General features: G+C 55.5%; 12 protein-coding genes. 4 read left to right on the top strand and 8 right to left on the bottom strand.

From position 1 onward, the window contains the following. Positions 1 to 72: 72 nt before the first annotated feature. Both WMO17_RS09925 and WMO17_RS09920 read left to right on the top strand, forming a co-directional pair. Positions 73 to 837, top strand: coding sequence for an amino acid ABC transporter permease (locus tag WMO17_RS09925; RefSeq protein WP_154255872.1), 765 nt, complete (start codon positions 73 to 75; stop codon positions 835 to 837). Continuing rightward, a complete protein-coding gene (locus tag WMO17_RS09920) occupies positions 827 to 1,591 on the top strand; it encodes an amino acid ABC transporter ATP-binding protein (protein ID WP_337679549.1) in 765 nt (254 codons plus the stop codon). The genes WMO17_RS09925 and WMO17_RS09920 overlap by 11 nt, the downstream gene beginning before the upstream one ends. 59 nt (positions 1,592 to 1,650) lie before the next feature. On the opposite strand, the gene WMO17_RS09915 is transcribed toward WMO17_RS09920, so the two are convergent. The 6 genes from WMO17_RS09915 to WMO17_RS09890 all read right to left on the bottom strand — a co-directional run bounded on the left by WMO17_RS09915 (position 1,651) and on the right by WMO17_RS09890 (position 8,857). Further along, positions 1,651 to 2,022, bottom strand: a complete 372-nt coding sequence (locus WMO17_RS09915; protein ID WP_349137991.1) for a GtrA family protein — start codon at positions 2,020 to 2,022, stop codon at positions 1,651 to 1,653. A gap of 50 nt (positions 2,023 to 2,072) precedes the next feature. After that, positions 2,073 to 3,005 (bottom strand): glycosyltransferase family 2 protein, encoded by a 933-nt coding sequence (locus tag WMO17_RS09910; protein WP_349137990.1) that lies wholly within the window; start codon positions 3,003 to 3,005, stop codon positions 2,073 to 2,075. Between the two features lie 26 nt (positions 3,006 to 3,031). After that, positions 3,032 to 4,570, bottom strand: a complete 1,539-nt coding sequence (locus WMO17_RS09905) for a glucosyltransferase domain-containing protein (protein ID WP_337679555.1) — start codon at positions 4,568 to 4,570, stop codon at positions 3,032 to 3,034. Positions 4,571 to 4,734: 164 nt separating this feature from the next. Beyond that, the gene (dnaK, locus tag WMO17_RS09900; protein ID WP_337679557.1) at positions 4,735 to 6,549 is read right to left on the bottom strand and encodes a molecular chaperone DnaK; all 1,815 of its coding nucleotides are present in this window, start codon (positions 6,547 to 6,549) and stop codon (positions 4,735 to 4,737) included. A 91-nt stretch (positions 6,550 to 6,640) separates the two neighbouring features. Next, positions 6,641 to 7,741: an SseB family protein gene (locus tag WMO17_RS09895; RefSeq protein WP_349137989.1), complete on the bottom strand. Its 1,101-nt coding sequence runs from the start codon at positions 7,739 to 7,741 to the stop codon at positions 6,641 to 6,643. Positions 7,742 to 7,906: 165 nt separating this feature from the next. Continuing rightward, entirely contained in the window at positions 7,907 to 8,857 is a 951-nt protein-coding gene (locus tag WMO17_RS09890; protein WP_154261095.1) for a glycosyltransferase family 2 protein, read from the bottom strand. Positions 8,858 to 9,056: 199 nt separating this feature from the next. On the opposite strand from WMO17_RS09890, the gene WMO17_RS09885 reads away from it, so the two are divergent. Further along, on the top strand, positions 9,057 to 10,796 hold the full coding sequence (locus WMO17_RS09885) for an ABC transporter ATP-binding protein (RefSeq protein ID WP_349137988.1): 1,740 nt from the start codon (positions 9,057 to 9,059) through the stop codon (positions 10,794 to 10,796). Then, positions 10,793 to 12,568 (top strand): ABC transporter ATP-binding protein, encoded by a 1,776-nt coding sequence (locus WMO17_RS09880; RefSeq protein WP_349137987.1) that lies wholly within the window; start codon positions 10,793 to 10,795, stop codon positions 12,566 to 12,568. The genes WMO17_RS09885 and WMO17_RS09880 overlap by 4 nt, the downstream gene beginning before the upstream one ends. 57 nt (positions 12,569 to 12,625) lie before the next feature. On the opposite strand, the gene WMO17_RS09875 is transcribed toward WMO17_RS09880, so the two are convergent. After that, positions 12,626 to 13,579 carry a trigger factor gene (locus tag WMO17_RS09875; protein ID WP_349137986.1) on the bottom strand — a complete coding sequence of 318 codons (954 nt, stop codon included), beginning with the start codon at positions 13,577 to 13,579 and terminating at the stop codon, positions 12,626 to 12,628. A 14-nt stretch (positions 13,580 to 13,593) separates the two neighbouring features. Further along, complete coding sequence (locus WMO17_RS09870; RefSeq protein ID WP_223388133.1) at positions 13,594 to 13,968, bottom strand: DUF3592 domain-containing protein; 375 nt, start codon at positions 13,966 to 13,968, stop codon at positions 13,594 to 13,596. Positions 13,969 to 14,263 lie beyond the last annotated feature (295 nt).

Here is a 14,263-nt window from a genome sequence, read left to right as displayed (position 1 = left end):
ACTGGGGTACCTCCCCTTTTTTGGAAAAATAAGGTTACAAAATTCTAACAAAACAGGAAAGTGAGGATGCGAATGGCTGCTCAATACGAACTGCTCAAAGAGCTGCTCAACGGCGGTACGAAGCTCAGCTTCGGGCAGGAATTTTTCTTTAAGTTTTATCAGGCGTTCATCCTGAAAGACCGCTGGCTCCAGTATGTCAGCGGTGTGGGCACCACCCTGCTGGTCACAGCTCTCGCGCTGGCGCTGGGCATCGTGCTGGGCAGCGTGGTAGCTCTGGTGCGTGTGGCACACGACCAGCAGCGCCCCGGCCACAAGAACCCGGTGCTGGGCTTCTTCAACATCATCTGCGAAATTTACACCACCATCATCCGCGGCACGCCTATGATGGTGCAGCTGCTCATCATGAGCATGGTCATTTTTGCCAACAGCCGCAACTTTACCATGGTAGGTGCGCTGGCACTGGGCATCAACTCCGGTGCTTATGTTTCGGAGATCATCCGCGGCGGTCTGATGGCCGTTGACCCCGGCCAGATGGAGGCCGGCCGCAGCCTTGGTTTGAACTACATGACCACCATGGTGGTCATCATCATCCCGCAGGCCATCCGTGCGGTGCTGCCTGCTCTGGGCAACGAGTTCATCGTCCTGCTGAAGGATACCTCCCTGATCACGGTCATCGGCGGCAAGGAGCTGCTGTACGCCGCACAGGGCATCATGAACCGCACCTACGAGCCCATGTTCCCGTTGCTGGGCGATGCACTGATCTACCTTGTGCTGGTCATGCTGTTCACCCGTCTGCTGGCAAAGTTTGAGAGGAGGCTTGCTCAAAGTGACCGATAAAATTCTGGAAGTCCGCGGCCTGACAAAAACCTACGGCGGCGAAAAAAAGCCGGGCGCAAAGCAGCCCACCCCCACGCTGGACGTGCTGAAGGGCATCGATATTGATATTTACCGCGGCGATGTGGTCTGCCTGATCGGCCCCTCCGGCTGCGGCAAGTCCACCTTCCTGCGCTGCCTGAACCGGCTGGAGATCCCCACCAGCGGCTCCGTGAAGTTCGAGGGCACTGAGGTGGACGAAGCCCACATCGACGCTGTGCGCCAGAAGATGGGCATGGTGTTCCAGCACTTCAACCTGTTCCCGCACCTGACCGTGAAGAAGAACCTGGAATTGGCCCCCAGTCTGCTCAAGCTGAAGGACAAGGAAGCCATTTCCCAGCGCGCCGACGAGCTGCTGGCCCGTGTGGGTCTGGCCGACAAGGCCGATGCCTACCCCAAGAGCCTTTCCGGCGGCCAGCAGCAGCGTATTGCCATTGCCCGTGCCCTTGCCATGGACCCGGACGTGATCCTGTTCGACGAGCCCACCAGCGCCCTCGACCCCGAAATGGTGGGCGAGGTTCTGGAACTGATGAAGGAGCTGGCCCACACCGGCATCACCATGCTGGTGGTCACCCACGAAATGGGCTTCGCCCGCGAGGTGTCCAACCGCGTCATCTTCATCGACGACGGCAAGATCCAGGAGGACGAGCCGCCGCAGGAGCTGTTCACGAATCCGAAGCATCCCAGACTGAAAGCATTCCTTTCTAAGATGCTGTAAGGCTTTTTCCACAGAGTAAAAGGGGCTGTTGCATGTGCAGCAGCCCCTTTTACTCTGTATTATTCTTTGATGCGGAACACAAACAGCTTGCTGAAAATGTAATTCAGAGCCATGACGATGAACTGTACCGCAAACTTAGAGATCCGGTCATTCCAGTGCAGAATATTTACCAGCAATGTCATGCAGGCCATTTCGATAAGGAGAGTGGAAATCCTCGCACTGAAAAATTTCAGCATTTCGCGCAATTTATCAGCACTTTTGCTTTCAAAAACGAACTTCCTGTTTGTGATGTAAGCAAAAGAGACTGCGCAGATCCATGAGAGCGTATTGGCAGTCATCAGTTGAAATGGGTCTTGCGGGTTCAGAAAGACTGCAGTGAAAAAATAGTAACTTGCCAGACTCACTACCGTAGTCAGACCACCTACGATCACATAGTTGATCAATTCCTTATAACGAAAATAAAGTTGCTTTATTATTTGTATCATACGCAGTGCCCGGAATTGATTTCCTTTTCCACAATATAGATCGGACGGTTTTTCAGCTCTGCAAATGCAACGGAAAAATATTCACCCATAATTCCGACCAGCAAAAAGAGAACAGCAAATAAAACATTGAATGCTGCAAGAATCACCTTATACTCGCGGAAGCCGCACAGTGCACTTATAGCAAAAAGCACAGCAGCAAGAAAACTTACAGCACCGGCATAGAGGCCGAGTTTCAGTGGAAAATCAGAAAAACCGACTATGGTGCTGATTGCAAAATTCATCAGTTTTTTCAGCGTATAGTGGCTGGCACCGCCAGCTCTTTCCGCAGCAGTGTATTCCAGCGTTGTTTTCCGGAAACCAACGCTTTGTACATATCCACGCAGAAAACGAGTTTTTTCACGGTAATTTGTACGCAGAACATCTGCCACACGGCTACTGATGGCAAAGAAATCCGATGCATTTTCCTCCAGTTTTACTTGATCAGACAAGGCGTTGATCACCCGGTAGAATGCTCTGGATGTAAAGTTTTTGATGGCACCTGCCGATTTGTTGGAGGTTCGGACCATGCTGATAACCTCATAGCCTTCCTCAAATTTCGCCATGATGGGGGCGATGCATTCCAGAGGGTGCTGCAGGTCGGCATCCATGCAAATGATCACGTCCCCCGCAGCATGATCGATGCCTGCAATCATGGCAGCCTCGTGGCCAAAATTTCGCGAAAAACTGATTACACGGACATTCTTGTTCTGCTGCGCAATCACTTCCAGAATATTCATACTGGCATCGGTACTGCCATCATTTACAAAAATCAGCTCATATCCCCCTCCCCCGTATTCCAAATTCTGTTCGATGGAGCAGAAAGCTTTATAAAACTTTTCCAGAACGGCTTCTTCGTTATAAACTGAAATAATTAACGATAATTTTTTCATTTAACTTCCCTGCTTTTTCGTAGTTCTTACGGCTCATCTGCAAATTTGACAACAATTTTTCCGTTGATGCACCGGATCGAACCCTGATCCGGATAGCAGGGCATAGATGCTACCTCGGCATTACCGTCAAACTCTGCGGCATCTCCTAATTCCGGTGCAAAGCCACACCAAAACTCCATGGCTTCCTTCCATGCGTAATCATTGAAAATAGGTTCTCCTTTATATGTAGCCAGATCCAAATCATCGAAATATTCGCTGATTCCAACAAGATTTTTATCGTGCTTGTCATACTCCCCGATATAAACAACCTGCGCATCTTCAGTATAACCTTCGATACTTTCAATTCGCGTGATCAAAGTTGTGTAATAACTGATCATTTGTGTCTGCATCACGTCTGCTTTTAGGTAGAGGATATTGCTGTAACGAATATTTAGAGTCACAAGTACTCCTAATAGGGCAACAGCGGCTTTACATAGGGCACCTTCTACTTTTGTTCTATCTTCGGGATATTTATCAATAAACCATACAACCAAAGCAAAGGCAAACGCCTGTCCAAAAGTCATTACGGCATGAACATCCCAAGGCTCTACCATCAGGTATACAAAGCATGCTGCAATAGGATATGCGATTAGGATCAATAGGGTTTGACATCCTTTTGGGGTCTTAAGAATATACATTTTCCGGAGCACAAATATGGCAATGATCGCAGTAACAATGATCAACAAAGTATAGACATATCTTGCGCTGAAGTCTTCCACAGCAGTGCTTGGATAAAAGAATGAGCCGTAACCGCACAGTATCCGATAAATATAATTGCTCAGATTTGTTCTTCCAAAATGATTGATACCTTTGTAATCCGTCAAAACAACGCCAAACTGATTCAGAAAATATTGATTGACTAGAAAATATTCTGTAACAAACCCAATGCACACAGTTGCATTACACAGGGCCATTTTCCAAAACGCTTTCCAGTTCATATCAGACTGCCGGATATCTTCCATCATATAAAGCAGCAATGTACAGATGCAGACCGGGATATTTGCCTGGTACACACCAACAGAGCAAGCCATCAAAACCGTGCAGAGTAATAGAGCGACAACATTCTTTTTCTGGTGAAAAATCCATGCTCCAACAACTCCCAGTAGGGATGCAGCATAATAGTATGGTGCAGTAAACATGTAACTGAATGTTCCCGTCACTGACGGAAATGTCACCATACTTCCGCACAGCAGAATAACAAGAGGCTTTGACTGGATCCTCAAACTATCCGCCAGCAGATATACGATTGCTGCAATGCACAAAATCGTAATCGTACCATTTACCACTGGCAGGCTGTAGTTTTTACTACCCAGCAAATTTGCACTCAGACTTCCAAGAATGCCCAGCATCCACCGTCCAGATTCGTAAGTAGCGCCCACTTCATTGAAATACCGTACATCATCATGGAATGAGTATTTGTTGAACAGAACCATACCATGCGCCAACAATCCCCAAAAAGTAGCACTGCACAGTACTGTTTTTAACAGGCTCTCATTTACCTTTAGCTTTTCCGCAGTTTTTTCCATGTCTTTCTCCCAAACAAGGCATCATTCCCGAATTTAGCCAAAACTATACAGTTGTATTATACAATGTCAGCCTATCTCCTGCAACTATTTCTGCAGAAAAACGTGCTCTGTGGTTTCTATTTTCCACAGAGCACAGTTCTCATCATTCTGTTTTGTTGCAACTTTTACAGCGCATTATTCGTACCATCTGTTTCCTGCTCACTGGTATAAAGCACCATCAGATGATTTGCGCTCTCTTCCAGCTGGGTCTTGGCCTGACGGAGATTGGCTTCCTCGTTTTCATTCATCTTTTCGGGCTTATCCTTGCGCAGGCAGCGGCGGAGGTTGGCGAGGTCGGTTTTGATGCGGTTCTTCTCGTCCTTGTCCAGCTCCTTTTTGCATTTGGAAAGAGCCTCGTCCACCTTGTAGGCCAGCACCTCGGCCTGATTGTGCAGATCCAGCCGCTCCTTGCGGCGGCTGTCCTCGGCCTCGTAGGCGGCAGCGTCTGCCATGGCGCGCTGGATCTCATTTTCCGAAAGGTTGGTGCTGCCGGTGATGGTGATGTTCTGCTCCCGGCCGGTGCCAAGGTCTTTGGCAGACACCTTCACCACGCCGTTCACGTCGATATCGAAGGTAACTTCGATCTGCGGTTTGGAGGAGAAGCTTGCCCGGATGCCGGTGAGCTTGAATTTGCCCAGACTCTTGTTGTCGCGGGCAAAGTGGCGCTCGCCCTGCAGCACGTTGATCTCCACGCTGGTCTGCATGGGCCGTGCGGTGGTGAAGATCTGGCTCTTGCGGGTGGGGATCATGCTGTTGCGGGTGATCAGCGGGGTGGCCACGCCGCCCAGCGTCTCAATGGAGAGGGTCAGCGGGGTCACATCCATCAGCACAAGGCCCTGCGCCGCTGCGCCGGTGGCACCGGCCAGCTTGCCGCCGCCCTGCAGCAGACCGCCCTGCACAGCCGCACCCATGGCAACACACTCGTCCGGGTTCAGGCTGTGGCTGGGTTCGCAGCCCAGCAGCTCCTTCACCTGACGCTCCACCGCAGGCATCCGGGTGCTGCCGCCCACCAGCAGCACCTTGCCCAGCTGGCTGGCAGAAATGCCTGCATCCCGCAGCGCATTCTGCACGGGAGCCACTGTGCGGGCCAGCAGGTCGCCGGTCATCATTTCGAACTGCGGGCGGGAAAGCGAGATATCTAAGTGGTGAGGGCCGTCCTTGCCCACCGCAATGAACGGCAGGTTCAGCTGTGCGGACGGCGCGGCAGAAAGCTCCTTCTTTGCCTTTTCGGCTTCCTCTTTCAGCCGGCCCATAGCTGCCGGGTCGCGGGAGAGGTCGATGCGATCCGATTTTTTGAACTCGGCCACGGCATATTCCACGATGCGTTGATCGAAGTCGTCACCGCCCAGATGGGTGTCGCCGCCGGTGGCAAGCACCGTAAAGGTCCCGTCCTCGATCTCGATGATGGACACATCAAAGGTGCCGCCGCCGAGGTCGTAGACGAGGATCTTCTGCGCCGCTTCGTTATCCAAACCATAGGCCACAGCGGCAGCAGTAGGCTCGTTGATGATGCGCAGCACGTTCAGGCCTGCAATGCGGCCTGCATCCTGCGTAGCCTTGCGCTGGCTGTCGTCGAAGTAGGCGGGCACCGTGATGACCGCTTCGGTCACCGGCTCGCCCAGATAGCTCTCGGCATCGCGGCGGATCTTGGCCAAGATCATGGCGCTGATCTCCTGCGGGGTCAGGTCTTTGCCGTCGATGTGCACCCGGTAGTCACTGCCCATATGGCGCTTGATGCTGGAGATAGTGCGCCCGGAATTTGTGGCGATCTGTCGCTTGGCCGCACCGCCCACCAGACGTTCACCGTCCTTCGTGAAGGCCACAACGCTGGGGGTGGTGCGCTCACCCTCCGCATTGGTGATGACCACGGGCTTGCCGCCCTCCACCACTGCCACGCAGGAATTGGTCGTGCCGAGATCGATGCCGATTACTTTGCTCATACTGTCTGTTTCCTCTCCGGTGCTGTGCATCTTGGGCGCAGCTCTTCAAATCATTTCCGAGTATATCTTACCGTCCCGATATGACGATTTTTTAGTCCAATTGTAAAGATTCCATGTCGTAAGCTGTGGCTCGGGTAGGCAGTTCACTGGTCAGTTCCCGGATGAGCTGGTCGGCTTCGGCCAGCCACTGCTCTGCGTCCGGCTCGTGCTCACGGGCCTTGATGGCAAAGCCCTGCCTTGCTTCTGCGGCCAGTGCCAGCGCCTTTTTGCGGCTGGTGTAGCGCGTTTCGGTCTGGGCCACACGCAGGCACACCTGCGGAGTGTACTCGATATCCGGCATATGGGCTGCGTTGGAGCGGGCACGGCGGTAATACAAAAGTGCCCGGCCATTGTCGCCCCGGGCAGCGCAGTCATCGCCCAGTGCAATGTTGGATAAGATCTCGCCGCTGTCTGCTGCTTCCTTCCACATGCGGCGGGCCTTGGCACGGTTCGTGCGGGTGCCGCGGCCCTTATAAATACAGTCTGCCAGCAGGGCAAGTCCCATGGCGCTGCCAAGCTCGGCTGCTTTTTCAAAGCATTCCACAGCCTGCGCCCAGTTGCCCTTGCGGGCGGCTTCCTTTCCGGCATCCGCTTTCTCATCACCGGGGTCTTCCGGCGTATGGCCCGCGTGCAGCAAACCGTTGAGCAGAGCGCCGTCCAGCGTAGCCGAGTGGCTCCACGGGTCCAGCACCACGCCGTCGATCCCCTCAGTGGAAAGGGCCAGCTCCATGGCATCCTGCAGGGTGTAATCTGCCATTGGCCGGGCAGAAGTGCTGCGGTCGGCGCAGGCCGCAGCTGCAGAGGTGAACATAGGCAGCCATGTGCGGCCCTTCTCGTTGCGCAGGGTCCACAGCTGCAGGTCCTTAGCCTTTGCCGTGGGCACCGGATGCTCCGTCCACGGTGCAGGCGTGTTGTGCACCGTCAGTGCCGTGCGCAGCGGCACCAGAACATGGGTCTCCATTTCCAGTGCATAGTTCAAAGCGCCCATCAACGTCCAGAAGCTTTCTTCGTTCTGGCCTTTATATAAATTTTCCACTGCCTGCTCAAAGGCCGGGCAGCCGGTGCCCGCCGGGCTGTAGGCCGGAGCGTTCTGCCGATGCTTGCGGGTGCCCACCGGGCGCAGCCGGATGCCGCCGTCTTGTCTTTTTGCCATCTGCTCACCATTCTTCCAGTTTCTAGTCAATTTTTAGTATAGCAGGAAATGGCTTTGGGTACAACGCCTATCTGTATGTATTCATTTTTCCCTGCTCAAAAAAAGCGGGGTGCCAGATCAGCTTCTTCTGGCACCCCGTGAAAAATACATTTTTCCTGAAACGCCTTATTCCGCGTCCAGATCTTCTTCGGTCTCAGCAGCAATATAGATTGGTCTGTGCTTTGTTTCAAGATATGTTTTGGCAAGGTACTCGCCCGCAATTCCCGTACACAGCAGCTGCACACCACTGCACAAAAGGATAATGCAGACAAGGCTCGGCCAGCCGGAAGTAGGGTCGCCGAACATCAGTGCACGCACCACCACGATTATGATGCCTACAAACGCCAATACGCAAAAGGCAAGGCCAAGGCCCGCCGCCATCAGCAGTGGAGCTGTGGAAAAGCCCACAATGCCTTCGATCGAATATTTGAGCAGACCCCAGAAGTTCCACTTTGTTGTGCCCGCCACACGCTCTACGTTTTTGTAGTCGATCCACTTTGTTTTAAAGCCGACCCAGCTGAAAATGCCCTTGCTGAAGCGGTTATATTCCGCCATGCTCAGCACGGCATCAGTCATTTTGCGGCTCATCAGGCGGAAGTCTCTTGCTCCATCCACGATCTCTGTATCCGAGAGCTTATTGATGATCTGATAAAACTTTTTGGCAAACCAGCTGCGAACGGGCGGTTCACCCTCGCGTGTGGTGCGGCGGGTGGCCGCACAGTCATATTCGCCGGAGAGCAGCAGCTCCAGCATTTCCGGCAGCAGCGAGGGCGGGTCCTGCAGATCCGCATCCATCGTTGCTACATAATCGCCCTTTGCCGCTTTTAATCCGGCATAAATGCCTGCTTCCTTGCCAAAGTTCCGGCTGAAGGAGATGTACCGCACACGGGCATCTTTCCGGTGCAATTCCCGCGCGATCTGCAGTGTGCGGTCTTTTGAGCCGTCATCCACAAAGATGAACTCAAAATCTGCTCCGTGGGATATTCCCATCTGCTGTGCGATCTTGCTGGCCTCTTTATAAAAAATGGGAAGTGATTCTTCCTCATTGTAGCACGGAACGACCAAACTTATCAGCATTCCTGTTTCCCCTTTTGTGCAATATTTAAAATCATTGTAGCATACCCCCACCCTGGTTTCAACCGTTTTCGGCATTTTGCCCGGCGGTTTTCAGCACACTTTTGCAATAAAAACATTTTCTATGGCTTTTTAAGTTTTTGTACGCTATAATAAGTAGGATTTCATAAACCTTATAATGCAAGAAAGAAGGAGTATCGCCTTGAACAAGATGCTAGGCTATCTGAAGGACTACAAGCGCGAGAGCGTGCTTGCGCCCCTTTTCAAGATGCTGGAAGCCACGTTCGACCTGTTCGTGCCGCTGGTCATGGCGGATATCGTGAACATCGGCATTGCCGCCCACGACTTCCACTATATTCTTGTGCGGTGCGGCATTTTGCTGCTGCTGGCCATGATCGGCCTTGCCTGCAGCCTGACGGCACAGTATTTTTCCGCAAAGGCGGCCGTGGGCTATTCCACAGCTCTGCGCCACGCCCTGTTTGAGCACATCCAGACCCTGAGCTTTACCGAGATGGACACCCTCGGCACCAGCACCCTGATCACCCGTATGACCAGCGACGTGAATCAGGTGCAGAGCGGCCTGAACCTGTTTTTACGCCTGTTCCTGCGCAGCCCGTTCGTGGTGATCGGTGCCATGGTCATGGCCTTTACGGTGAATTCCCGTGCAGCGCTGATCTTTGTAGTGACCATCCCGCTGCTGAGCGTGGTGGTGTTCGGCATCATGGCTGCTACCCGGCCCCTGTACAAGACGGTACAGAATCGCCTTGACCGGGTGCTGGGCCTGACCCGCGAAAACCTGACCGGCGTGCGCGTGGTGCGCGCCTTTGATAAGGAAAAGAGCGAGGTAGAGCGCTTTGAGAATGCCAACGACCTGCTGACCAAGATGCAGCTCCATGTAGGCCATATCTCTGCCCTGATGAACCCGCTGACCTATGTGCTCATCAACATTGCCATTGTGGCGCTGCTATATGTGGGCAGCATTGAGATCAATGTGGGTGGCATGGCTTCCGGCGACGTGATTGCGCTGGTGAACTACATGAACCAGATCCTTGTGGAGCTGGTCAAGCTGGCAAACCTGATCGTGCAGGTGAGCAAGGCGCTGGCCTGCGCAGGCCGCGTGCAGGCTGTGCTGGACACCACGCCCGGCATGGCCTTCCCGGAAAAGCTTCTGGGCGAGGTGCCCGCCGAAAAATCCGGCGATGCTGTGCGCTTTGAGCATGTAAGCCTGACCTATGCGGGTGCCGGTGCACCCAGCCTTTCCGACATCAGCTTCACTGCAAAGCGCGGCCAGACCATTGGTGTCATCGGCGGTACCGGCAGCGGCAAATCCAGCCTTGTCAACCTGATCCCCCGCTTCTACGATGCCACCGACGGCACGGTGGAGATCATGGGCCGCGATGCCCGGAACTATCCCCGCGAAGAACTGCGCAGCAAGGCAGCCATGGTCATGCAGAAGGCCCAGCTCTTTGGCGGCACCATCCGCTCCAACCTGCTGTGGGGCAACAAGAATGCCACCGATGCGGACCTGTGGGCCGCACTGGAAACAGCACAGGCTGCGGAGTTCGTCAAAGCCAAGCCCCTTGGGCTGGACGAGCCTGTGGAGCAGGGCGGTCGCAACCTGTCCGGCGGACAGAAGCAGCGCCTGACCATCGCCCGCGCCCTTGTGGGCAAGCCGGAAATTCTGATCCTTGACGACAGCGCCAGCGCACTGGACTACGCCACCGATGCCGCCCTGCGCAAGGCACTGGCTGCTCTGCCCGGCAGCCTGACCGTGTTCATCGTGAGCCAGCGCGCCGCCAGCCTGCAGCACGCGGATCAAATTCTGGTGCTGGACGACGGCCATCTGGTGGGTATCGGCACCCACGACCAGCTGCGCCAGACCTGCCCCGTCTACGAGGAGATCTACGAGAGCCAGTTCAAGAAAGGGGATGCGCAGAAATGAGTGCAAAAGCAAAAACAAAGCTGACCCCGCAGCAGCGCAAGGCCACCTTGACCCGTGTTCTGGGCAAAATCAAACCTTATTCCCTGTTTGTGGTGTGCAGCCTTGTGGTGGCCGCTGTGAGCGTGGGCGCGCAGCTGTATATCCCCATCCTCTGCGGCAGCGCCATTGATATGATGCTGGGCAAGGGTGCCGTAGATTTTGGCGGTGTGATGCGCATTATCATCGAGGTGCTGGTGGTTGCCGGTGTGGCCGCTCTTGCGCAGTGGCTGCTGAGCGTGTGCAACAATCGCATCACCTTCCTTGTCAGCCGCGACCTGCGCAACGAAGCCCTGCGCAAAATTCAGACCCTGCCGCTTTCCTACCTCGACAGCCACCCCTCCGGCGATATCGTCAGCCGCATGGTGGCCGATGTGGATACCTTTGCGGACGGCCTGCTGATGGGCTTTACACAGCTGTTCAGCGGCGTTCTGACCATCCTCGGCACCCTGCTGTTCATGCTCAGCGAGAATGTGCCCATCACGCTGGTGGTGGTGTGCATCACCCCGCTGAGCCTCGTGGTGGCAAGCTTCCTTGCCAAGCGCAGCTATGGTTACTTCCAGAGCCAGAGCACCGTGCGCGGCGAGCAGACCGCGCTGGTCAACGAGATGATCGAGGGCCAGAAGGTGGTGCAGGCCTTCGGCCACGAGGCCGAGAGCCTTACCGCCTTTGACGAGGTGAATGGCCGTCTGCAGGACGTGAGCCTGAAGGCCATCTTCTTTTCCAGCCTGACCAACCCCGCCACCCGCTTTGTGAATAACATCGTGTACGCAGGCGTGGGCCTTGTGGGTGCCGTGTACGCGGTGCGGGGCGGCATCACCATCGGCCAGCTGAGCGTGTTTTTGAGCTACGCCAACCAGTACACCAAGCCCTTCAACGAAATCTCCGGCGTGGTGACGGAGCTGCAGAATGCTCTGGCCTGCGCCGCCCGCGTGTTCGAGCTGCTGGATGCCGACGATCAGGTGCCGGAAGTCGAGAACGCCTCCGTGCTGCAGCCGGACGGCCATGTGCAGCTGGAGGATGTTTCCTTCCGCTACCTGCCCGACCGCCCGCTGATCGAGGGCCTTTCCCTCGACGTAAAGCCCGGCCAGCGCATTGCCATCGTCGGCCCTACCGGCTGCGGCAAGACCACTCTCATCAACCTGCTCATGCGCTTCTATGATGTGAACGGCGGTTCCATCAAGGTGTCCGGCACCGACATCCGGGATGTGACCCGCGCTTCCCTGCGCGGCAGCTACGGCATGGTGCTGCAGGATACATGGCTGCGGGCCGGTACCGTGCGGGAAAACATTGCCTACGGCAAGCCGGATGCAAGCCTTGAAGAGATCGTGGCAGCAGCCAAAGCCGCCCATGCAGACAGCTTCATCCGCCGCCTGCCGGAGGGCTACGATACCGTCATCGCCGAGGACGGCGGCAACATCAGTCAGGGCCAGAAGCAGCTGCTGTGCATTGCCCGCGTGATGCTCTGCCTGCCGCCGATGCTGATCCTGGACGAAGCAACATCCTCCATTGATACCCGCACCGAGGTGCGTATCCAGAAAGCTTTTGCCCGCATGATGCAGGGCCGCACCAGCTTTATTGTGGCGCACCGCCTTTCCACCATCCGCGAGGCGGACGTGATCCTTGTGATGAAGGACGGCCACATTGTGGAGCAGGGCAGCCACGACGAGCTGCTTGCTGCAAACGGCTTCTACGCCAAGCTCTACAACAGCCAGTTCGAGGGCGTGGAGACCTGAGAGTTCCTGATAATAATAACAAAAAGGAGCGATGCGCTGCATCGCTCCTTTTTGTTATTATTTGCTTTCAACTTTCTGCACGATGGGTTCATCGGGCGGCGGCGTGAGGGTAGAGTGCTCCACAATGAACTGCTCCGTCCTCTCCCGGGCCAGACGCTGGCGCACCTTGCGTGCATCGTTGGCGGGGAAGGTGCGCTCGCCGTCCAGCTTGGCATCCCAGTGGGCAGCGGCTGCTTCCACCTCGGCATCCGTGGGTGCAAGGCCCTCCTTTTCTGCCACCAGCAGAAGCCCCAGCCAGCTGCGCAGCTTGCGCTCTGCCTGCGCGTGGAGCCATGCACGGAACTCTTCCACCGTCTGGCCGCGCACTTTAAGGAACTGGTCAAAGTTGATGCCATTGGCCTGCAGGCTCAGGTTGAACTGGCGCTGCTCGGCAAAATAGTTACCGCCCACCAGCTGCTTTGGCAGCGGGCCTTTCACTGCATCGCCCAGCTGCCATACCAGCTCCTTGCGTGCCCGCTGCTCAGCCTGGGCACAGCGCTGTGCCCAGATCTCGCGGGCCACCTGCTGCCGCAGCGCCGCCTTGCCCGCTGCATCGGCTGCACGTTCTTCGTCGCCGTGGTGACGGTTGATCTCCAGTTCAATGGTCAGCTGCCGGATGGGGTGCGGCTCAATGGGCTGCACGAAACCGGTGTATGCTCCCACTTCCAGCGGCGGCAGCGCGTAGAACTGCGCACCCGCCCGGAAGCCCTCGGCCCGGTTCACCGCCAGCAATTCAAAATCCGGGTCGGTCACCGGCACCACATGGTACTCCCGCACCAGCTGCTCATACAGCGCCGAAAAGCCGCCAAGAATGGTGCGATTCACCGCCTCAGTCAGCAGACCGTCCTCTTCCTGCGGCGCGTCCGGCTCTGCCTGCACCTGCGCAACGGCTGCCGCCAGCTCCTCGGCACCGGCTGTGAATACCAGACGGCAGTCGCCCGGCTCAGCCATGCCAAAATGTTCCAGTTTCATCCTCTTTTCCCCTTTCAGCGGGCAATGCCCACGGTCAGCACCAGCAGGGCCACACCCAGCACGGCGTACAGCACCTCGGCTCCCAGCGTGGCCCGGTCGCCTTCCACGTACATCTTCTCCGGGTCGTCGGGGTCATAGTATAAGGTGACGGTATCCCCCACCGCAAAGCTCTTGCCCCGCGCAGGCTTCGGGTAGTGCAGCCGATGGCTGCCGCCTGCGGTGGTAAAGGCCAGCACATAGGCACCGCCATCCCGGCTCTGCACGGTGCCCTCCACCGTGGCCGTGACCTTCTGCCCCTGCGTGCACAGCCTGCGCCGTGCCAGCACACTGCGCAGAGCCATAAAGAACATGATGCCTGCTCCCAGCAGGAAAATAATGATATTGAACATTCTGCATTTCCCTCGTTTTCTCAGTCTGCGCGCAGGACACCCTCCCGGCGCGTCCTGTTTATTGTATCACACTTTGGCAAAAATTTCGCCCTGCAGCTGCCATTCAGAATGCATCAATTTTCAAGCAAAATTTTGTCGAGAAAAATTAAAAATAATGCTTGACAATTCTGCCATATCTGGTATAATAACTATCGTTCCGAGCGGCACAGCTCACGAACACAACAGAATATGCGGATATGGCGGAATTGGCAGACGCGTTAGATTCAGGTTCTAATCGGGGCAACTCGGTGGAGGT

It is taken from the genome of Faecalibacterium faecis, from assembly GCF_040096475.1.
In the GTDB taxonomy this organism is placed as follows: Bacteria; Bacillota; Clostridia; order Oscillospirales; family Ruminococcaceae; genus Faecalibacterium; species Faecalibacterium taiwanense.
Note: the sequence above shows the minus strand (reverse complement) of the source record. Positions and strands in the feature narration are given on the sequence as shown.